20 protein-coding genes are annotated in these 20,834 nt (G+C 57.6%); 17 read left to right on the forward strand and 3 right to left on the reverse strand.

From position 1 onward, the window contains the following. Positions 1 to 30 precede the first annotated feature (30 nt). Positions 31 to 774 (forward strand): ABC transporter ATP-binding protein, encoded by a 744-nt coding sequence (locus tag OM794_RS08520; protein ID WP_211593545.1) that lies wholly within the window; start codon positions 31 to 33, stop codon positions 772 to 774. 16 nt (positions 775 to 790) lie between these two features. Here the strand turns inward: OM794_RS08520 and OM794_RS08525 are convergent, their stop codons facing one another. Further along, positions 791 to 1,342, reverse strand: a complete 552-nt coding sequence (locus OM794_RS08525) for a DUF2062 domain-containing protein (RefSeq protein ID WP_088698616.1) — start codon at positions 1,340 to 1,342, stop codon at positions 791 to 793. 97 nt (positions 1,343 to 1,439) lie between these two features. Here OM794_RS08525 and OM794_RS08530 point away from each other — a divergent pair, with 97 nt between their 5' ends. The 8 genes from OM794_RS08530 to murB all read left to right on the forward strand — a co-directional run bounded on the left by OM794_RS08530 (position 1,440) and on the right by murB (position 9,123). Next, complete coding sequence (locus OM794_RS08530; protein WP_265154495.1) at positions 1,440 to 3,362, forward strand: DNA internalization-related competence protein ComEC/Rec2; 1,923 nt, start codon at positions 1,440 to 1,442, stop codon at positions 3,360 to 3,362. Next, positions 3,326 to 3,718, forward strand: a complete 393-nt coding sequence (locus OM794_RS08535; protein WP_265154496.1) for a ComEC/Rec2 family competence protein — start codon at positions 3,326 to 3,328, stop codon at positions 3,716 to 3,718. Before OM794_RS08530 ends, OM794_RS08535 begins: the two co-directional genes overlap by 37 nt. A gap of 73 nt (positions 3,719 to 3,791) precedes the next feature. Continuing rightward, positions 3,792 to 5,528, forward strand: coding sequence for a lipid A export permease/ATP-binding protein MsbA (msbA, locus tag OM794_RS08540; protein ID WP_211593543.1), 1,737 nt, complete (start codon positions 3,792 to 3,794; stop codon positions 5,526 to 5,528). Then, positions 5,525 to 6,541, forward strand: coding sequence for a tetraacyldisaccharide 4'-kinase (gene lpxK, locus OM794_RS08545; protein WP_211593542.1), 1,017 nt, complete (start codon positions 5,525 to 5,527; stop codon positions 6,539 to 6,541). Before msbA ends, lpxK begins: the two co-directional genes overlap by 4 nt. A gap of 13 nt (positions 6,542 to 6,554) precedes the next feature. Further along, positions 6,555 to 6,788 (forward strand): Trm112 family protein, encoded by a 234-nt coding sequence (locus OM794_RS08550; RefSeq protein WP_088698620.1) that lies wholly within the window; start codon positions 6,555 to 6,557, stop codon positions 6,786 to 6,788. Further along, the gene (gene kdsB / locus OM794_RS08555) at positions 6,788 to 7,549 is read left to right on the forward strand and encodes a 3-deoxy-manno-octulosonate cytidylyltransferase (RefSeq protein ID WP_226249806.1); all 762 of its coding nucleotides are present in this window, start codon (positions 6,788 to 6,790) and stop codon (positions 7,547 to 7,549) included. Before OM794_RS08550 ends, kdsB begins: the two co-directional genes overlap by 1 nt. Before the next feature lie 73 nt (positions 7,550 to 7,622). Further along, on the forward strand, positions 7,623 to 8,087 hold the full coding sequence (locus OM794_RS08560; protein ID WP_211593540.1) for a low molecular weight protein-tyrosine-phosphatase: 465 nt from the start codon (positions 7,623 to 7,625) through the stop codon (positions 8,085 to 8,087). A 25-nt stretch (positions 8,088 to 8,112) separates the two neighbouring features. Next, the gene (murB, locus tag OM794_RS08565; RefSeq protein ID WP_226249807.1) at positions 8,113 to 9,123 is read left to right on the forward strand and encodes a UDP-N-acetylmuramate dehydrogenase; all 1,011 of its coding nucleotides are present in this window, start codon (positions 8,113 to 8,115) and stop codon (positions 9,121 to 9,123) included. A gap of 80 nt (positions 9,124 to 9,203) precedes the next feature. Here murB and rne read toward each other — a convergent pair whose 3' ends face one another. Further along, positions 9,204 to 12,554 carry a ribonuclease E gene (gene rne, locus OM794_RS08570; protein ID WP_226249808.1) on the reverse strand — a complete coding sequence of 1,117 codons (3,351 nt, stop codon included), beginning with the start codon at positions 12,552 to 12,554 and terminating at the stop codon, positions 9,204 to 9,206. 725 nt (positions 12,555 to 13,279) lie between these two features. Between rne and OM794_RS08575 the strand changes: the two genes are divergently transcribed. From OM794_RS08575 to sppA, 3 genes are read left to right on the forward strand one after another with little or no spacing between them, the layout of a single operon-like run. Beyond that, the gene (locus OM794_RS08575) at positions 13,280 to 14,221 is read left to right on the forward strand and encodes an RluA family pseudouridine synthase (protein ID WP_226249809.1); all 942 of its coding nucleotides are present in this window, start codon (positions 13,280 to 13,282) and stop codon (positions 14,219 to 14,221) included. Positions 14,222 to 14,275: 54 nt separating this feature from the next. Then, entirely contained in the window at positions 14,276 to 14,920 is a 645-nt protein-coding gene (locus tag OM794_RS08580) for an HAD family hydrolase (RefSeq protein WP_226249810.1), read from the forward strand. Positions 14,921 to 14,929: 9 nt separating this feature from the next. After that, positions 14,930 to 16,078, forward strand: a complete 1,149-nt coding sequence (gene sppA / locus OM794_RS08585; protein ID WP_226249811.1) for a signal peptide peptidase SppA — start codon at positions 14,930 to 14,932, stop codon at positions 16,076 to 16,078. Positions 16,079 to 16,121: 43 nt separating this feature from the next. On the opposite strand, the gene OM794_RS08590 is transcribed toward sppA, so the two are convergent. Beyond that, positions 16,122 to 16,736, reverse strand: coding sequence for a Maf family protein (locus OM794_RS08590; RefSeq protein ID WP_226249837.1), 615 nt, complete (start codon positions 16,734 to 16,736; stop codon positions 16,122 to 16,124). Between the two features lie 262 nt (positions 16,737 to 16,998). Between OM794_RS08590 and OM794_RS08595 the strand changes: the two genes are divergently transcribed. From OM794_RS08595 to fabG, 5 genes are all read left to right on the forward strand, one after another. After that, positions 16,999 to 17,529, forward strand: a complete 531-nt coding sequence (locus OM794_RS08595) for a YceD family protein (protein ID WP_226249812.1) — start codon at positions 16,999 to 17,001, stop codon at positions 17,527 to 17,529. 35 nt (positions 17,530 to 17,564) lie between these two features. Then, positions 17,565 to 17,735, forward strand: coding sequence for a 50S ribosomal protein L32 (rpmF, locus tag OM794_RS08600; protein WP_007114757.1), 171 nt, complete (start codon positions 17,565 to 17,567; stop codon positions 17,733 to 17,735). Between the two features lie 44 nt (positions 17,736 to 17,779). Continuing rightward, positions 17,780 to 18,841, forward strand: a complete 1,062-nt coding sequence (gene plsX / locus OM794_RS08605) for a phosphate acyltransferase PlsX (RefSeq protein ID WP_226249813.1) — start codon at positions 17,780 to 17,782, stop codon at positions 18,839 to 18,841. Between the two features lie 114 nt (positions 18,842 to 18,955). Beyond that, positions 18,956 to 19,915, forward strand: coding sequence for an ACP S-malonyltransferase (fabD, locus tag OM794_RS08610; RefSeq protein WP_226249814.1), 960 nt, complete (start codon positions 18,956 to 18,958; stop codon positions 19,913 to 19,915). A gap of 58 nt (positions 19,916 to 19,973) precedes the next feature. Next, positions 19,974 to 20,717 (forward strand): 3-oxoacyl-ACP reductase FabG, encoded by a 744-nt coding sequence (gene fabG / locus OM794_RS08615; protein WP_226249815.1) that lies wholly within the window; start codon positions 19,974 to 19,976, stop codon positions 20,715 to 20,717. Positions 20,718 to 20,834 lie beyond the last annotated feature (117 nt).

Raw genomic sequence — 20,834 nt, forward strand, 5'->3', positions numbered from 1 at the left:
AGCAATGATTTCAGGAACCAGGATGACACGATGTCTATGAATTCGACGGCTATAAATTCTACGCCCATCAATAATGAGCAAGAGGCGGCGGTAATGCTCGATTGTCAGTCGTTGACACGAACCTATAGCGAAGGCCCCCAGGATCTGACGGTACTGGACAAGCTCAATTTGCAAGTGCGCGCCGGGGAGCGTGTGGCTATCGTAGGTAGCTCGGGCTCGGGTAAAACAACGTTGCTCAATTTGCTTGGGGGGCTTGATCGCCCCAGTGAAGGCAGTGTCATTATCGCTGGTGAACCGCTATCAGGATTGAATGAGGCGGCACTTGGCAGCTTTCGCAACCGCTATATCGGGTTTGTGTACCAGTTCCATCACTTGTTGGCGGAGTTCACTGCGCTTGAGAACGCTGCGCTGCCGCTGATAATTCGCGGTCAGTCAAAAAAGGCCGCCGAAAAGCGGGCCATGCAGATACTTGAGCGGGTAGGTATGCAACCACGGGCGGATCATAAGCCCGGTGAACTGTCCGGCGGGGAGCGCCAGCGGGTAGCGATTGCTCGGGCGCTGGTCACCGATCCTAGCCTGGTGCTAATGGATGAGCCCACGGGCAATCTGGATCAAACTACCGCATCGACCATTTTGGCGCTCATGGACGAACTGGCCAAAGAGAGCGCCTGCGCCTTTGTGATTGTGACCCATGACGTTAGTCTGGCGGCCCATCAAGACCGGGTGCTTAAGCTGGATGCAGGCAGGTTGGTAGAGCAGGCACCAGCGCTCTAAGCGTCGAGCTCACTCATTACTCATCAAATTCCGCTTCAATTTGTGCGCGCCGCTGCCGACGTTTATGGCGGCGGCGTTTCCAGTTATGGGAGACGTGCCAGCGCCAGATCAAGCGAATGCCAATATTGACCACGATGGCTAAGACTACCGCGGTTACCAACGAGCCGACGACCAGTGCCGGCATAATGTCGTGCATCTGCTCGGCGATCCAGCGCGTCGAAATGCGTGACGGTGCTTCCCGCACGGGCGCGCCCAGAATAAAAGTACCTATCCGGTAGTTACCGTAAAAAAATAGCGGCATCGTTAATGGATTAGTAATCCATACCAGGCCCACCGAGAGAGCTAAGTTGCAACGTGTAATACGAGCGCCCAGGGCTGCGACCACCATCTGAAAAGGGATGGGTAGCATCGCGCAAAACACGCCCACGCTAAAGGCATTGGCAACGCTTCGGCGAGTTAAAAGCCACAAACCCGGATCTGCAATCAGCGGTGCCATAAAGCGAAGCGAGCGCTGCTTCCTGATGGTGTCGGGTTTGGGCATGTAGCGCTGCAGGAACCTGCGCGGCATGACGGATACTCTTACCTATCGATGTGGCCCATTATCCATATCGAGCTGCCTTTCGGCTATGCTAGGCCATCAATGAAGTGTCGCCAGGGAGAGTTCTATGCGGTTAGGGGTTGCCATGCCAGCGGCGCTTTCGGCACTCGCCGGGGGCACTGTTGCCTGGTACAGCCACACCGCTGGGGTGACTCCCAACGCCTTTGGGTGGGTGTTGGTCGCTGCTTTGCTAGGCGTGGGGTGGCGCCCGCGCATAGGTATCTGGCTGCTAGTCGGCGCCTGGCTCTTCATAGGGGTACAAAAAGAGTGGGGGAGTCGTTTGCCTGCGGGGCTAAGCGGAGAAGATATTGCCGTAGAGGTTACCGTGTTGACTGCTCAGCCAGTGGGCAGTGCAACGCGCCTGTTGTTAAGCGTCGATAAGTGTCAAAGCGCTTTAACGACCGCGGGGCAACGGCCCAGCTGTTCGGCGCTCGGCAAGGTGCGCATAACCGCTTATAGCGATGCGCTATTTGAGCCCGGTGAACAGTGGCAAATGACGCTTCGTTTGCGACCCTCCAGCGGCTTTGCCAATCCTGATACCTTCAATTATGAGCAGTGGCTGTGGCGCGAAGGAATCCACGCTACCGGCTACCTGCGCCAGGAACCAGCGCCCGTTAGGCTCTCTCCCGCAGACCCCACGCTGCGCCAGCTGGCGCTGGATTTTTTAGCCCGCCAACCCCTTGGCGAGCAAACCAAGCGCTGGTTGGCAGCGCTGACACTAGGCGATAGTGAGCAGCTAACCCAAGATGACTGGTCGCTGCTGAATGCCACCGGCACCACGCATCTGGTAGTGATTTCAGGCTTACATGTCGGGCTGGTGGCGTCATTTGTGCTAATGCTGGCCAAGTTAGGCGCGCGTTTTACCACGCCCACCCACTGGCGTATGCGTACCTGGCCGTGGTGGTTGGCAGCGTTAGCCTGTGTGGGTTACGCCTCCCTTGCAGGGATGGCGCCGCCGGCCATGCGGGCAATGGTGATGACTCTGGTCGGGCTGTGGGTGCTGAGTGGTCGGCATGCGCCGGGGCCTTGGCAAGGCTGGTGGCTGGCACTTGCGCTGGTACTGCTATTCGATCCGTTGGCGCTGTGGCGTCCTGGAATGTGGCTATCGTTTATCGCCGTAGCGTGGTTGATTATTATTTGGCAAGGGCGGAGCCGCCCCCAGGGTATCAAGGGCTGGTGCTGGGCGCTGGTGAGATCGCAACTGCTGCTAGCCCCGTTAATGGCCGCTGCGGTACTGGTAGCCTTTGGGCGGGTGGCGCCCGCCGCACCATTGGTCAATCTAGTCGCCGTGCCTTGGGTGAGTTCGGTGATGGTACCCACAGCGCTACTGGGGTGGCTGCTGTCACCCATCCCCTTGGCGGGGGAGTTGGTATGGTGGCTGTTTGAGCAGGCGCTGAGCGTGTTCAACCTGTTGCTGACGCTGGCTGTGCAGCACTGGCCCTTATGGGAGCCTGAGCGGCCATTAGCCTACCCCCTCGCCTTGGCGTTGCTGCTACTGTCATTATGCTGGGGGCTACCTGCCGTGCTGCCCGGTTTACGGCTGGCGGCTACTGCGCTGGTGTTGACGCTGCCGTGGTGGCCGCTTTCGTCATCGGTGTTTCCCAATGCGCTCAGTATCACTGTGTATGACGTGGGGCAGGGCCAATTGATCGAGCTGCGTAGCGAACACTATCGCCTTCTTTATGACACCGGGCCGCGCTTCCGCAGTGGCTTTATGCCCCTGGAGATGCTTTGGTCGCCAGGGCAGCAGTTTGACCAAGTCATTGTTAGCCACGCTGATAACGATCACGCCGGCGGTATCGGCGCATTGCTAGCCGATCATCAGGTCAAACAGTGGCTGGCGCCTGCGGGGGAAGCTCTGCCTGTTCCAAGCAGTGACTGCCAACGTGGCCAACATTGGGAGCGTGACGGAGTCAGCTACCGTATTCTCTGGCCCCCGCGGGGAATAACGACTTGTCTGCTAACGATCGCTCCTGCGTTCTTGAGGTGAGCGTTGGTGAGCAGCGGCTGCTGATTACGGGGGATGTGGGCACCGAGGTGGAACGGCGATTCCTGCGCGAGGTAGACCTGCCCGTCAGTGTCTTGGTGGCAGGGCACCATGGCAGTGGTACCAGCTCGGGCGTCCAGTTTGTGCGCCATACCTCACCTGAGCATGTGGTGTTCAGCGCGGGACGCGGCAACCCTTTTCACCATCCGGTCCACTCGGTGGTGCGCCGCTTTCGTCAGCAGGGAAGCTGTCTATGGAGCACGGCCCATGACGGAGCGCTGCGTTTTCGGCTAAACGCGGCCCAACCTATTCATATTGAAACGATGCGACCAGTGCCAGGACGACGCAACCAGTGTTGAAGCGCGTCGCCATCAGGTAGAATTCCCCGCATTGCATACTTATAGGCCCTTGGGTCTTCGGCCAGGAGCGCGTGTGACTGATTCAGGTTGGGTTATCTATAAACGGTTGTTGGGCTATGTAAAGCCGCATTGGCGTGCTTTTGCGCTGGCAGTGGTGGGGTTTGTGGTTTACGCCGCGTCGAGTACCGCGCTGGCAGAAATGATGAAGCGCCTCATTGATGGCATTCAGAACCCGGATGCCGCTTTTCGGTTCTTTCTACCGCTGTTTGTGATTATTATGTTTTCCGCCCGGGGGGTAGGTACTTTTTTAAGTACCTACTTCATGGCCTATGTTGGCCGTTATGTGATCCATACACTGCGCTGTGATGTGTTTGCTCATCTACTCCATCTGCCCGGCTGGTTTTTTGACCACCACTCCAGCGGTCAACTGGTATCGCGGGTCACCTACCACGTTGAGCAAGTGGCAGGGGCGGCCACCAAGGCGGTGACGATTATTCTCCGTGAAGGCCTGTTCGTGGTTGGTCTGGTGCTCTATCTGCTATGGACTAACTGGATGCTAACGCTGCTGTTTTTGGGCGTGACGCCGATCATTGCCGTGGTGGTTAGCTACGTCAGTAAGCGCTTTAGGCGCATCTCGAAACGCATTCAGCACTCCATGGGCGATGTTACCCATATTGCCTCGGAAGCGCTGTCAGGCTACCGGGTAGTACGCACCCACGGCGCGGAGGCGTATGAGAAGCAGCGCTTTGAGCGGGTCAGTGAAGAGAATCGTCGCCAAAGCATGAAAGAGGCCATGACCCGTGCAGTCAGCTCTCCGGTTATTTTGATGCTGGTGGCTATCTCCATGGCCATACTGGTGTGGCTGGCCATGGCGCCCTCGTTGATGGCCAACATGACCCCGGGAGAGTTCGTTGCCTTCATTACCGCCGCGGCGCTAATGATTAAGCCAGTGCGGCAATTAACCGAGATTAACGGTGAAATTCAGAAAGGCTTGGCGGCGGCATCAGAACTTTTCGGCTTGCTGGATATGACTCCCGAACAGGATAGTGGTAAGCAAATTGCCAGCCGTTTAAGGGGCGATGTGGTGATTGATCATGTCAGCTTCCGTTACGCTGATGACCAGCCCGAAGTCCTGCACGATATCAATCTGCGCGTCGCACCGGGCGAGCTGGTAGCGATAGTCGGGCGCTCGGGAAGTGGCAAGTCCACCCTGGTTAGCCTGCTGCCGCGTTTCTATCGGCCCAGCCAAGGCAGTATCCGTATTGATGGCATTAATCTCGATGAGTACGCTCTGGGCCCGCTGCGTCAACAGATTGCGCTGGTATCCCAGCAGGTGACGCTATTCAACGCTTCCATTGCCGATAATATTGCCTACGGCGTGGCCAACCCTGATCTCCAGGCTATTCAAGCGGCCGCTGAAGCCGCCTATGCCCATGAGTTCATCGATAAGCTTCCCAATGGTTATGCCACTACTGTGGGTGAAAATGGCGTGATGCTCTCCGGGGGGCAGCGTCAGCGGCTGGCGATTGCCCGGGCGATTTTCAAGGATGCGCCGCTGCTGGTGCTGGATGAGGCGACTTCAGCGTTGGATACGGAATCCGAGCGCTATATTCAAAAAGCCCTGGAGCGGGTCTGTGAAGGGCGTACCACCCTAGTCATCGCTCACCGTCTCTCTACCATTGAGCGGGCCGACCGAATCGTGGTGATGGATCAAGGGCGCATTGTTGAAGAGGGGACGCATCAGGCGCTGCTAGAGGCTGATGGTGCCTACGCGGCGCTGCATCAGCTACAGTTTCAAGAAGTGCTATGAGAACGCTGACAGAGCGCTGGCTACAAGGCGCGTACCAGGGCAGTCGCTGGCTAGCGCCGCTGAGGCCGTTAGGAGCGCTGTATCAGTGTGCCATGGCACGGCGAGAGCAAGGCTACCGGAGGGGCAGCAAAGTCACCTGGAAGGCGCCGGTGCCGGTGATTGTCGTGGGCAATATCACCTTAGGGGGAACGGGTAAATCGCCGCTGGTGGCGTGGCTGGCTAGCTGGCTGGTGGCTAAAGGCTGGTCACCAGGCATTGTAAGCCGCGGCTATGGGGGGAAGGCGTCGCGTTACCCGCTGCTGGTTACCGCCGCCACTAATGTGGCTGAAAGCGGTGATGAGCCGTTGATGCTGGCACAGCAGACGGGGCTGCCGGTGGTAGCGGATCCCCAGCGCGTGCGTGGAGCTCAGGCACTGGTAGAGAAGGGCTGCGATATTATCCTTAGCGACGATGGTTTGCAGCATCTGGCCCTGGCACGGGATATTGAGCTGGTGGTTGTCGATGGTGCCCGTGGGTTAGGTAACGGGCGCTGCCTGCCCGCCGGGCCGCTGCGCGAGTCAGCCACTCGGCTGCAGCGGGTTGATGCGGTGATCACGAATGGTGACTTTCAGCCGCCGCTGCCGGTTGACTCGACGCTTATATCGTCAGCGATCACTATGCAGTTAGCACCGCTGGGCTGGCGCCGCCTGGCAGACGGTGAGCGCTTTCCTCTCTCGCCACTGCCGTTTACGCTGCCGGTATACGCAGTGGCAGGTATCGGGCATCCCCAACGCTTTTTTCAGACACTTTCCGCCTTGGGGGTCGAGGGTGAGTGGCATCCGTTAGCCGATCACCAGCAGTTTAGTGCAGACGCGCTAAGCTTTGCAGAGTCGCGCCCAGTGATTATGACCGCCAAAGATGCTGTTAAGTGTTACACCCTGGCGCCGCCCAACAGCTGGGTACTAGATGTGGAAGCCGCTCTTCCACCCGAATTTGAGCACTGGCTGGCAGCGCGGCTGTCGGCACTATCCTGAAGGAGATACGCGCATGGATAAGGAACTGCTGGCGATGCTGGTCTGCCCGTTATGTAACGGTAAGCTGAAGTATGATCGCGAAGCGCAAGAACTGCGCTGCCACTACGATGGTTTGGCCTACCCAATCCAGGAGGGTATTCCGGTGATGCTGCCTGAAGAGGCCCGTGCCATGGATGCCGATGAAAAGCTGCCGAATTCTCCTGGCCGCACGCCGGGAAGCTCTCCAGGGCATTCAGGAGGCGCTTAATGGCTTTTCCCGACTTTACGGTAGTGGTGCCCGCACGCTACGGCTCCACCCGGTTACCCGGCAAGCCGCTGCTTGAGATTGCCGGGGAGCCAATGGTTGCTCACGTATGGCGGCGGGCTTGCCAAAGCCACGCCAGTCGAGTCGTCGTAGCGACGGACGACAGCCGCATTCGTGATGCCATGCTGCCCTACGGCGCCGAGGTGATTATGACCCGCGACGATCACCCCTCGGGCACCGACCGTTTAGCCGAGGTGGCTTATAAGTTGGCGTTGGTGGAGGAGGCGCTGCTGGTGAATGTGCAGGGCGACGAGCCGCTGATTCCCCCGGCGCTGATCGACCAGGTGGCGCTGCGCTTGGCCGACGACCCCGAAGCTTCCATCGCCACGCTCGCGGAGCCTATCAACGACGTCGACACGCTGTTTAATCCCAACGTGGTCAAGGTAGTGCGTACGCTGCAAGGCCGCGCGCTCTATTTCTCACGGGCGCCGATCCCCTGGGATCGTGAGCAGTTCACAACACCGCCCACCCTGTTGGCAACCGATGCCTGGCTGCGCCATATCGGTCTGTATGCCTACCGCGCCGGTTTTCTAGCCGCCTACCGCGATTGGCCCGCCTCAAGCCTTGAGCAGCTTGAACAGCTTGAACAGCTACGTGCGCTGCAGAATGGCCACTTGATTCAAGTGGCATTGGCCTGCGAAGTAAACCCTGCCGGTGTCGATACCGCTGAGGATCTAGCGCGGGTACGGGCGTTGTTAACATAGCGCGGATTCAGGCGCTGTTGACACAGAGCAGGTTCGGGCGCTGCTGGAGCAGCTCAGCTTTTAAGGAGCTATCGTGAAAGTACTATTTGTATGTTTAGGCAATATTTGCCGCTCACCCACCGCCGAAGGTGTTTTTCGTCGTGCTCTTGAGCGAGCAGGGTTGGCCGATGTGGTCGAAATAGACTCCTGCGGCGTTGGCAGTTGGCATATCGGCAAAGCGCCAGACGCCCGCGCGCAGCAGGCAGCACTACTGCGCGGTATCGATATAAGCGACCTGCGTGCCCGCCAACTAAGCGAGCACGATTTTACCCAATTCGACTATGTGCTCGGCATGGATCAGGACAATTTACGCGCCATGCGCGAGCTGAAGCCTGCCAATAGCCGGGCGCAAGTTGGGCTGTTTTTAGATTTTGCTGGTACCCCCGGTGCTGAAGTCCCAGACCCCTATTTTGGCGGTGATGAGGGATTTGAGCAGGCTCTCGATATGATTGAAGCTGCCTCAGAAGGGCTGATTCGACACCTTAAGCGAGAGCTGTAATGGGGCTAAGGGTGTGGCTGCACAGATGAAGATTCTCAGCAATGTGGATTTGTCCGCCGCTAATACGCTTAGGCTCCCCTGCCAGGCAGAGCGCTTCGCGGCGCCAACGACATTAACAGCACTACGCCAAACGCTAGCCGAGGCACGCCGAGAGGAGTGGCCCGTCACGCTGCTAGGGGGCGGCAGCAATGTTCTGCTTCCTGAAGCACTACCAGGTGTGGTGGTGCGGCCTGATTTGCAACAGTACTGGCTCAATCAGCGTCAAGGGCATGTGCTTGCTTATGTCGGGGCGGGGGTTAATTGGCATACGCTGGTGATGGAGACTGCCGCACGCGGCCTGTGGGGCATTGAAAATCTAGCGCTCATCCCCGGCAGTTGCGGTGCTGCACCGGTGCAGAACATTGGTGCCTACGGCGTTGAACTGGCCGATACACTCCAGGCGGTGCAGGTCATGGAGCTAGCCACCGGGCGGGTGAATTGGCTAAGCGCGCAAGAGTGCGCTTTTGGTTACCGTGAAAGTATTTTTAAAGGCGAGTTGGCAGGTAGCATTGTGATTACTCAGCTAGTCTTGCGTTTGTCACGCATGCCAGCACCCCGGCTAGAGTATGGCGATCTCGCCGCACGTTTAGCAAGCCCTCCCACACCGCTGGCGGTAGCCGAAGCGGTATGTGCCATTAGGCGCGAGAAGTTGCCTGACCCCCATGAACTGGCCAATGCGGGGAGCTTCTTCAAAAACCCCTTGGTGCCTTATGCGCAGGCAGCGCAGTTGTTGCAGCAGTATCCTGCTATGCCCCATTTCCCTCAGGAGGGAGGGCAAACAAAACTGGCGGCGGGCTGGTTAATTGATCAGTGTGGTTTGAAAGGGATGCGCGATGGCGCCTTTGGCGTGCACCAGCATCAAGCGTTGGTTTTGGTGCACTTTGGTGGTGGCAACCGTCAGGGCTTAATGAAAACAGCCGACTATATCGCTGATCAGGTTGAGACCCGTTTTGGAATGCGGCTAGAGCCCGAGCCACGGCTGATTAACCCTCATTAGTTAACCTTCAGTCGACGATGACTATAACGTAAAAATCCCCGCCGGAGCGGGGATTTTTGTTACTACAACACGCGGCCGATCTATTCCGAGCGGGTGTCTTGTTGTGCCTGTTTACGCTTCTCGCGCGGATCGTTGTGAGCCCGGGAGCGACGACGACGCGGTTTAGGCGTTTCTTCGCCTGCGGCATCTTCACTTGGCGCTTCACTGGCGACCGGCGGAACGGGCTGAGCGTCTGCTTGAGTTACAGGGGCTTCAGTCGCAGGGGATTCTGCCACAGTGTGGTCAGTGTCTGCTGGCTCGTCGCTACTTTTTTCAGTGCTAGTTTCAGCGCTATCCGGTTCAACGCCGCTCTCTTCAACACTCTTTGCTTCAGCGCTCTTTGGCTCGTCACCTTTCTCTGCTGCGTCTTGTGTCGATTCGCTGCTAGAGGGCTCTTCAACCGCAGGGGCAGCAGGTTCAACAGCGCTGGGCGTTGCTGCTTCCTGGCTGGTTTCCTGAGCCTTCGCTAATGCTTCGGGCTGATGCTCGTCGCTGCTTTGCTCTGCATCCGTGCTATTGAAAGGCGCAGGGGAGGCGGCCTCTTCGATAGTTGCCGCTGGATCAACGGCGTTGGCCGCAGGCGGCTCGACGGCTTCAGGCGCTGCCTGCTCCCCCGCACTGAGCTGCTGACTATCGTCGGTTTCGTCACTTTCAACTGGCTCTGCGTTCGCCTTGGCTGTTGCTACGGACACCTCCGAGGGTGCTGATTGCTCTTCGCTGGCGGTGGCCTCCGGTTCGCTTGGCTTGGCAATGGAGTCATCCTGCTCAACGGTGCTGGCAGTTGACGTTTGCTCAGCCGGAGAAGCCGCTTTTGGCTGACGGCGCTGGTGCGTCGATTTACGCGCTTTGGCGTTCACTGCCGCAGGCTGGTCGGCGGTCGTTGCATCTTCCGCTTGCTCGGCGTTGGGCTCAGGCGCATCGGCTGCTGCCGCTTCTGTCTCAGCGGTATTCCCCGCGTCCGATCCTAATGCAATCGGTGCGTCATCTGTTGCTGCTTTACCCACCTGCTCTTCTGCCGCGGGGGCGTTGGCCGGCTCTGGCTCTGGCGTTGCAGCTGGCGCTTCATTTTCTGCCTCGGCCTGCAGCTTTAACTGCTCCGCTTCAGCCTGGGGGTTGATCGCCTTGGTGCGCGTGCGGTTACGCGGGTTGTTGCGGGTACGCTTTGGCTTGCCGTCGTCCTGCTTCGCTTCTGGGGTTTTAGCCTCTGAGCTTTTGGCCGCGTCATCGCGCTGAGTATCGCGATTTTTGTCACCACTGTTATCCCGACGTGACTCTTTCTGGGCTGCGCTTTTGCCACTGCCGCTCTCTTTAGACGAGCTGTCGGCTTTAGTCTCTTTACGCGGCGCTTTGTTAGCGGTCTCTTGACCGTTCGCATCCTCCTGCTGGGGGTGACGACGACGGTTGCGGGTGCGGCTAGGGCCGCTGCGCTTATCGCCATTATCGTCACTGGCAGGGCGCGGCGCGCTACTGCGCTGCTCGGTTTTTTGCTCAGCGCTTTGTTCTGCTTTTGGCTCAGGGCGGGCGTTGCTATCGCCGCGTGAAGGCCTCTGCCGCGACTCGTTGCTGCGCTGAGAGGGTCTACGCTCGCTCTGCTTGCGTGGCGTAGGGGTCTCAACTTTGGGCTCAGGGTTGGTCTCAGCACTGCTTTCGTCGCTACCCAGCAGTTTTGCGAAACCACGGATAAAGCGACCGATAACGCTAGGCTGCTCGCTAGCTACCGGTGCTGCCTTGGCCACCGGGGCAGCAACAGGCGCCTTCTCTTCCGTTTGCAGTGATGCAGGTGCAGGGGCGTTATGGGTGACGCTCTTGACGGCAGCTTCGGCCCGTTGAGCGGGTGGCATGAAGCTGGGTGCCGGCTCTTTGCCTACTTCGGTATCGGTGGAGAGCTCAAAGCTCGATAGGCTCTGAGTGTCGTCCTCGTCCAGGTGATCATCACGCAGGCGTTGTACGTCGTAGTGAGGCGTATCCATATCCGGGTTGGGCAGCAGGACGACACGCACATTCTGGCGAGACTCAAGATCAGCCAGCACGCTGCGTTTTTCATTGAGCAGGTAAGTCGCCACGGGTACCGGCAGGATGGCGCGAATTTGCGCGCTATTCTCTTTCATGGCCTCTTCTTCAATCAGGCGCATGATAGACAGGGAGAGCGAACGCACATCGCGAATGGTGCCCTGGCCATTACAGCGCGGGCAGACCACGCCGCTGGTTTCACCCAGTGAAGGGCGCAGGCGCTGGCGGGACATTTCCATCAGACCAAAGCGCGAAATACGGCCGATCTGAACCCGGGCGCGATCCAGCTTGAGGGCATCACGCATGCGGTTTTCAACTTCCCGCTGGTTGCGCGCAGGGCCCATATCGATAAAGTCGATAACAACTAAGCCGCCGATATCCCGCAGGCGTAGCTGGCGGGCGATCTCATCGGCGGCTTCAGAGTTAGTCTGTAGTGCTGTCTCTTCAATATCGCTGCCGCGGGTGGCACGGGCGGAGTTGATATCGATGGAGACCAGTGCTTCGGTGTGATCGATCACGATCGAGCCACCGGAGGGAAGCTTCACTTCACGCTGGTAGGCGGTTTCGATTTGCGATTCGATCTGGAAGCGTGAAAATAGCGGTACTTCATCCGCGTAGAGCTTGATCTTCTGCTGATACGACGGCATCACCTGGCGAATAAAGCCCAGTGCCTCGGCGTGAATCTCGGGGCTGTCGATCAAGACTTCGCCGATGTCCTGGCGCAGGTAGTCGCGCATGGCGCGAATGATGACGTTGGATTCCCGGTAGATCAAAAACGGGGCAGGGCGCTTGGCGGCTTCGGTGGTGATCGATTCCCACACCTGAACCAGGTAATCCAAGTCCCACTGGAGCTCTTCCGGGTTGCGGCCGATGCCCGCAGTGCGCACGATCAGGCCCATTTTATCCGGTACGGTCAGCTGACCCATGGCATCTTTGAGCTGGCTGCGCTCGTCGCCTTCGATACGGCGAGAAATACCGCCAGCCCGAGGATTGTTGGGCATTAGCACCAAAAAGCGACCCGCCAGACTAACAAAGGTTGTCAACGCGGCGCCTTTATTGCCACGCTCTTCCTTATCGACCTGAACGATGACCTCTTGGCCCTCTTTGAGCACTTCTTTAATGCTTGGACGTCCAGAGACATCTTTCACAAAGTACTCTTTAGAGATCTCTTTGAGCGGCAAAAAACCGTGGCGGTCAGCGCCGTAATCGACGAAGGCAGCTTCAAGCGAGGGCTCTACGCGGGTGATTTTACCGCGATAGATGTTGGCTTTTTTCTGTTCTCGCGCGCCGGATTCGATATCCAGATCGTAGAGGCGTTGTCCATCAACTAAAGCGACGCGCAGCTCTTCGGGCTGGGTCGCATTAATAAGCATCCGTTTCATAGTGTCTCGCATAGCGTTGCGTACCGGCGAACTGCCTATTGGGTGACGTAGGCGAATCGCTGGGTGCTGCGTGCTTGTGCTCGGCGCATTGCAATGCTGACGCGTCAAGCCGGGAAGGCGTCATCGCCAACCCGGCCTATAGGGCGTTGAGTACGTGGCGGAGGCAGGACGTGTTCCGGTGGCTGTCACGTCCATCCGGCCCTGCTGACACCGCCAACACCTGGCATTCATCGATTCACCAACGCCGGCCACCGGCACAGCGTTGAACTTTTCGCCCGGAGTCAGTCAGCGCTTTGTGACGAATAAAGCGAGGCTGCTCAGGACGTGGCGTTGTTTCGTTACTGCCTGCCGTTGAGGGCTAGGCTTATTTTCATCTGCCGGCATAAAAAACGGGCGGCAGCGTTACTGCATTTTTAAGATCAGTTTTAATACTGGAAAAACGGGCAATGCGTACACTGGTGCCGTTTTTGCGTTCAGGCCTGCGTGTTAGTCGGGCAGGCGCTTAACCAAGCTCAGCGGTGATGCTCTCTGCTAACAAAATTATTCAATTAGCTATCGAACAGCTAGTCACTAGCGCTAGACAAGACAGCTTTCTGCGCTTAGCTGGTGAACGATTTCGAATATAACAGTAAAGGCTACGACCAGCAATTGACGCAATGCCCTTGGGTCTACGTTAGAATGCCGTTTTTAAGCCGATGTCACAGGATCACAAGGAGTAAGCGGTAATGTCCGAAGGGCGTGAAGTGCAGTGGGTGGATATCGCCCCGGAGCAAGCAGGGCAGCGAATTGATAATTTTCTTATGACGCGGCTTAAAGGAGCTCCACGCGCACTTATCTACCGCATCGTGCGTAAGGGCGAAGTGCGTGTTAACAAAAAACGTGTGAAGGTCGATTACCGTTTGCAGGCGGGGGACTTGGTACGCGTTCCGCCGCTGCGGTTGGCACCACAGGAAGCGGTGAAAGAAGTCAGTGATAATTTGCGCGACCTGCTGGTGGGCAGCGTTATTATGGAAGGCCCCGATTGGATGGTGCTTAACAAACCCTCTGGTTTGGCGGTGCATGGCGGTAGCGGGGTTAAAATTGGTTTAATAGAAGCGCTGCGCCAGGTACGCGATGATTTAAGCTTTCTGGAGCTGGTTCACCGCTTGGATCGCGATACGTCCGGTTGTTTGCTGCTGGCCAAGTCCCGCGATGCGCTGGTGACGCTTAACGAGTCGCTTAAAAAGCACGGTATGGATAAGCGCTACTTGGCCTTGGTGAGCGGACGTTGGCCTGCGCGGAAAACCTATGAGAGTGCTCGGCTAGACCGCTTTGATGCGGGCAATGGTGAGCGGCGGGTAAGGGTGGATCCCAACGGTAAGGTGTCGCGCACCCATTTTTCGGTGGTCGAAACCTTCGAAAAAGTAACCCTGATAGAGGCTGAGCCGGTGACCGGGCGTACCCACCAGATACGCGTACACGCCGCCCATGCGGGCCACGCGCTGCTAGGCGACGACAAGTATGCTACCCGGGAGAGCGGCCTGCTCACCAAGCAGTTGGGGTTGGGGCGCCTGTTTCTGCACGCGCGGGCATTGACCTTTCCTGAGCCCACTAATGGTCGCCCGGTAACCGTTAAAGCACCGTTGCCAGAAGCCCTGGAAGAAGCGCTTAAACGCGCCCGCCAATAATCCGCCTTGCGCTAATTTGCTTTTCACTAACGTGCCTTTCACCAAGGAGCTGTCATGCAGTATGAGTTAATTATATTTGATTGGGATGGCACCTTGATGGACTCGGTGCCGCGCATTGTGTCCTGCATGCAGGCGGCTGCTCTGGAGGCCGAGTGGGGCGCACTTTCAGCGCCCGAGGTGGAGGATATTATCGGCCTGGGGCTGCCCGAGGCGATTGCACAGCTTTGCCCAGGCATTTTGCCTGCCCAGGCTGAGCGACTTCGCGAACGTTACGCGCATCACTTTGTGCAGGCAGATGCTACTCCGATGGCTTTTTTTAGCGGCGTAGAGGCGCATATCGCCCATTTGCGCGGACGTAATCAGCAGCGTTTAGCGGTGGCGACGGGTAAAAGCCGTCGCGGGCTTGACCGTGTTTTTGCAGCGACCGGCAGCGGCGCTTGGTTTCATGCCAGCCGCACGGCAGATGAGACCCGTTCCAAGCCGCACCCGCAGATGCTTTCAGAGCTGCTGACAGAGCTCTCTGTGCCGGTCGAACGGGCGGTAATGGTCGGAGATACTGAGTATGACTTGGAAATGGCTAGGGCGATGGGAATGGATCGGGTGGGTGTAAGCTACGGCGTGCATACGCCGGAGCGCCTGGCATTAAGCCGCCCCAAGTGGATCGCCCACAGCGTCGATGAGCTTTTTGATCGGTTATAAGGACATTTTATGAGTGACGACCCAACCCGCCACGATGGTCTAGGCGACGGACATGACAACCCGGCCAATGGCGATCGCCGCACCGGCTCTGTTAATAGTGGCCCGTCCAGCGAGTTTAAAGAGGATCCTTGGACTGAGGGGCCGGAGGTTCCGCCCGGTGCAGGGTCGAAGCAGGCGTCAGGCGCGCCGGGCGACGATGCTGACACTTTGCGCGAACGCCAGCGACTCGCACAGTTGGAAATGATGGATCACTGGATAGGCGGTGTCTTGGCCGAGCAGCGGCGTACCCGCCGCTGGAAGCTGTTTTTCCGCCTGATGTTTCTCGCTGTTGTGCTAGCTGGACTGTCTGCCATCCTTTATAGCCTTTACTGGGATTCGCCCAGTGTCACCGCGCCCACGCAACGCCACTTGGGCATTGTTGAGGTGAATGGGGTGATTGCGAGCGATTCGCCCGCCAATGCAGAGCGCATCATCCAGGGGTTAAATCGTGCTTGGGAGGCGGAAAGCGCGGCTGCCGTGGTGCTGCACATTAATAGCCCAGGCGGTAGCCCAGTGCAGTCTCAGCGTATCTATGCGGAAATCATGCGCCTGCGTGAGCAGGGTGACAAACCGATAATCGCGGTGATTGAGGATATAGGTGCCAGCGGCGCTTATTACATTGCCGCCGCGGCAGATGAAATTGTGGCATCACCGGTGAGTCTGGTGGGCTCTATTGGGGTGATCTATGCAGGCTTTGGCTTTGAAGAGGCGATAGCGCGTATTGGTGTTGAGCGTCGCGTGCTCACGGCAGGGGAGAACAAAGCCTTTTTAGACCCCTTCCAGCCCATGGATGATGAGGCAGAAACGTTTTGGCAGGAAGTGCTGAGCCAAACCCATCGCCAGTTCATCGATGACGTCCGCGCGGGGCGCGGTGACAGGCTCAGTGATAGCTCGGACATTTTTTCCGGTTTGATCTGGGGGGGTGAGCAGAGCATCGAGCTAGGGCTGGTCGATCAGTTGGGTAACCTCGAACAGCTGTCGCGCGAGCAGGTGGGGAACACCGATTGGGTAGACTACACCCCCAGCCTCGACCCTTTCGAGCGCTTTACGCGGCGTTTTACCCAGGTTGCTGCTGAGGTGCTAGGCATTAAAGCGCCTAACACCCCGCTGCGTTTCTAAGCGCCAATCTTAGCCGTGGAGGTGCTGATTAGCGTACCGCTGGCTAGGGCTGGCCAAGCGGATCCAGCCCCGCTTGGCGCAGCATGTCGCAGAGCGCGATCAGCGGTAGCCCAATCAGTGCATTGGGGTCGCGGCCTTCCAGTTTTTCAAACAGGGCAATGCCGAGGCCTTCCATGCGAAAACTGCCAGCGCTATCCAGTGGCTGCTCTTTGGCGACATAAGTTTCGATCTCTTGGGTGCTAAGAGTCCGAAACACGACCTCGAAAGGCTCAATATGAACCTGATGGCGCTGGTGGCGAGTATCCAGTAGCGCTAATCCGGTTAAAAAGGTGACACGCTGGCCAGAGAAGCGAGCAAGGTTAGCGCAAGCTTTCTCGGCTGTGTGGGGTTTGCCAAGAATGTCGCCTTCAAATACCGCCACCTGATCAGAACCTATAACGTAGTGGTGAGGGAAGTGGGCTGCCACAGCGTAGGCTTTGCTGAGCGCGAGGCGGTGTACCAGTGCGCGAGGTGTTTCGCCGGGATGAGGTGTTTCATCAATGTCGGGTGAGTGGCACTGGTAGGGGAGTTGCAGGCGATCCAAAAGCTCACGCCGCCAGCGTGAGCTTGAGGCTAGCACCAGCTCCGTCGTTGATGACTGGGCTGATGGCTGAGCCATTGCGCTCTGAGTGTTCGATGGTTCGGTCATGGATGATGAGGGCAAGGTTTGGCTCCTGGCTATGTGGTTGCGCTAGGGCAACATCAAAGCATTGCATTGGCAGCAGTGGACATTGAAAGCAATAACAGAGTGTAGCGAAAGCGGCTAAAGCTGCCTATGTTGGCTTTTTTTGAGATCTATGCGGGTTATTTGTTGAGGAAGCCATGAAAAATATACTGACAGCTTTGACACCGGCAGGGGGAGTGCCTATCATTGCGCGCCTATGTTGACCTCACAACTCCCCAGTCGGGTGGAGCCTTATAAGCTCGCAGCCCGCCACGAACGAATCGAAGGCTTGGTAGCGCTTGATAAGCTGCCGCGCCTTGCCGAAGAAGCGGGTGTCCAAACCGGCGACTGTCATGTCGTGCTCGAGTTTGGCGTCGATGCTCAAGGTCGTCGTGAAATTCGTGGCCACTTGCAAGCGACGTTGGCGCTTGCCTGCCGACGCTGCCTGGTGCCGCTGTCTCAAGAGGTAAGCAGTGACTTTCTGCTTGGAATGGTCACTGACGAAGCCTTAGCGGCCGAGTTGCCTGCCAGTCATGAACCGGTGCTGGTGGAAAAGGAACAGTTGGATCTTCTGACGGTGATTGAGGATGAGTTGATTCTCAGTCTGCCTCAGGTGGTTTATCACGATGAAGCCGAATGTCATGTCTCGGCGGAGCAGCTGGTCAGCAAAACAGAAGGCGCGGCGTCGGAAACAGCGCCAGCGACGAACCCTTTCGCGGTGCTAAATGTCTTGAAAGGCAAAAAATAAGCACCCTTTACCTTAATACCTTGGAGTAAACACCCATGGCAGTTCAACAGAACCGTAAAACTCGTTCCAAGCGCGGCATGCGTCGTAGCCACGATGCGCTGACCGCTCCGACGCTGTCCCAGGACAAAGAAACCGGTACCACTCACCTGCGTCACCACGTTTCACCAGACGGTTTCTACCGCGGTCGCAAAGTGGTTGAGGTATAAAGCTTCAATTGCATTATTAAGCGGCTAAACGGGCTCAGTGCGGTATGCGCTTAGCGATTGATGTAATGGGGAGTGACCAAGGCCCTCATGCGATTATCGCCGGCTCAGCTAGGGCAGTGGTAGAACACCCCAGCCTAGAACTGATTCTGTTTGGCCCGCGTCAGCAGATTACTGCTGAGCTTTCGCGCTTGCCGCAGCCTCTGGCTGCGGCAGCGTCACGTTTGGTGGTGCGTGATTCGCCCGATAGTGTGTTGCCTGGGGCAACGGCTGCCTGGGCGTTGCGCAGAGGCCAAGCGACCAGTATGGCGCGCATGCTGCGCTGTGTCGCCCAGGGCGAAGCCGTGGCGGGTGTGAGCGCGGGCAATACGGCGGCGCTTGTTGCCTTGGCAAGGCGCGAGCTGGGTATGGTCGAGGGGATTTCTCGACCGGCGATCAGTACCGCGATTCCTGCACGCCAAGGGCGTCGCTGTTATCTACTGGATCTGGGCGCCAATGTGGATTCTCCTGCCCACCGTTTGGTCGATTTCGCGCAGATGGGGGCGGCGATGGCGCAATGCGTTGATGGCACGGCGGTGCCGCGTGTGGCGTTACTCAATGTTGGTGCAGAAGCCACCAAGGGAAGCGTTAGCGTGCGTGAAGCTGATCGTCTGCTGCGTGAGTATGCCAATGATAGTGCTTTCGACTATCAGGGCTATGCTGAAGGTGGCGACCTGTTTAAAGGTCAGCTTGATGTGGTGGTGTGTGATGGCTTTGTGGGCAATGCTGTCCTGAAGGCCAGCGAAGGTTTGACGAGTATGCTGGTTGAGCGCGTGCAGATGGCTTTTGAGTCGCGTCTTAGCGGGCGTTTGGCAAGCCTACTGGCCAAACCTGTGTTAAAGCGTTTGAAGCAAGAGCTCGATCCCGTACGTTACAACGGGGCCAGCTTGTTAGGGTTGCGCGGTATCGTGGTGAAAAGTCACGGCAGTGCTCATGCCGATGGTTTCTACTACGCTATCCGGCGCGCTCTGCAGGAAGTAGAGCATAATTTACCTGCGCGGATCGCAGGTCGCTGGCAGCCGTCATCCCAAGCACTGTCGAGTGCAAATGATGGCGCAGGCCAGCCATGATCAGATAATAAATATTGACTTTTTTTGCGGGTTTATTAGGTGGCATCAGGATGTGCCAATAATCTCGCCTATCGCTCATATGAGCAAATGCCTACAAGAGCAAAGGTGAACGACATGTCTCAACCCCTTGCCCTCATTTTTCCCGGGCAGGGCTCTCAGCAGCTTGGAATGCTGCGAGAGCTTGCCGAGCGCTACAGTGTGGTGGGAACGACATTTGAGGAAGCGTCGGATGCTTTGGGCTACGATTTGTGGAAAGTCGTCCAGGAAGGCCCCGAGGAATCGCTTAATGCAACCGCTTGCACCCAGCCTGCGCTGCTCTCTGCAAGTGTTGCTATTTGGCGCGTGTGGCAAGAGCTGGAAGGCCCTCGTCCGACGGTTATGGCGGGCCATAGTCTAGGCGAATACAGTGCTATGGTGTGTGCTGGTGTTATTAGCTTTGCCGAAGGTGTCAATTTAGTGCGTTTGCGTGGAGAAGCCATGCAGACCGCGGTGCCCGCTGGCGAAGGCGGCATGGCAGCAATCCTGGGGTTAGCAGACGATGCGGTTGAAGCCGCCTGCGAAAAGGCTGCCCAGGGTGACGTTGTGTCAGCGGTCAACTACAACTCCCCAGGACAAGTGGTGATAGCGGGCTCGAAAGTGGCCGTTGAGCGGGCTATTGTGGCTTGCCAAGAGGCCGGGGCCAGGCGCGCCATGGCATTGCCTGTTTCCGTGCCTTCGCACTGCGCGCTAATGCGTCCAGCGGCTGAGCGGCTGGCTGAGGCGATACAAACCATTGAACTGCGGGCGCCGCGCTACACGGTGATCCAAAATGTCGATGCTCAGGCCCATACCGACACCGCGACATTGAGTCGACGCCTCGTCGAACAGCTCTATCTGCCGGTGCGCTGGAGCGCCTGTGTTGAAGCAATGGCAGAGCAAGGCGTGGAGGTATTTATTGAGTGCGGGCCAGGAAAGGTGTTGACTGGCCTCAATAAGCGTATCGTGAAGGGTAGTAAAGGATTAGCGGTGAATGATCCCGACAGCCTGGAGGCTGCGCTTGAGCTGGCGCGTGAAACGTTGGCTGATAAGGCGTGACCAAGGAGAGGTGACTTTCGCTATCCTTGCTTGATTATACGGTTAGAGGCAGAACGTTATGACACAAGAGAGTAGAGTTGCTCTGGTAACAGGAGCGAGTCGCGGTATTGGGCAGGCCATTGCGCACGAGCTAGGTCGCCAGGGCCGCATTGTCATCGGTACTGCGACCAGCGAGTCAGGTGCTGAGAAAATTGATGCCGATTTGAAAGAGCACGGCATTGAAGGGGCCGGTCTGTGTCTTAATGTGACCGACCAGATCAGCATCGATAGCGTGTTGAAAACCATTACCGAGCGCTTTGGAGCGCCGACTATTCTGGTTAACAATGCCGGTATCACCCGTGACAATTTGCTAATGCGAATGAAAGAGGATGAGTGGGACTCCGTTATGGATACCAACTTGAAATCTGTCTATCGTGTTAGCAAGGCGTGTTTACGGGGCATGACCAAGGCGCGTTTTGGGCGTATTGTGTCAATCAGTTCTGTGGTGGCAACCATGGGCAACTTGGGTCAAACTAACTATGCTGCAGCCAAGGCCGGTATGGAAGGTTTCAGCCGAGCACTGGCACGTGAGGTCTCCTCCCGTGCGATCACGGTTAACGCAGTGGCGCCAGGCTTTATTGCGACTGATATGACCGAAGCACTACCCGAAGCACAGCATGAGATGTTGCTTAAACAAATTCCGTTGGCCCGTTTAGGGGCACCGGAAGAGATCGCCGCAGCGGTGGGCTTTTTGACCAGTGATGCAGCCGGTTATATTACTGGCGAGACGCTTCACGTGAATGGCGGCATGAATATGCGTTGATGGCCTTGGGCCTGGCGGTTGCGTCGACCCAAGGGCGTCTATAAACTACCCCGCAGCTTTTGGCTTGCGGTTTCCAAATAGCTGGTTATCAAAAACGGCTAATGTGAACGACTGGAG

The sequence above is a fragment of the Halomonas sp. BDJS001 genome, assembly GCF_026104355.1.
Lineage (GTDB): Bacteria > Pseudomonadota > Gammaproteobacteria > Pseudomonadales > Halomonadaceae > Vreelandella.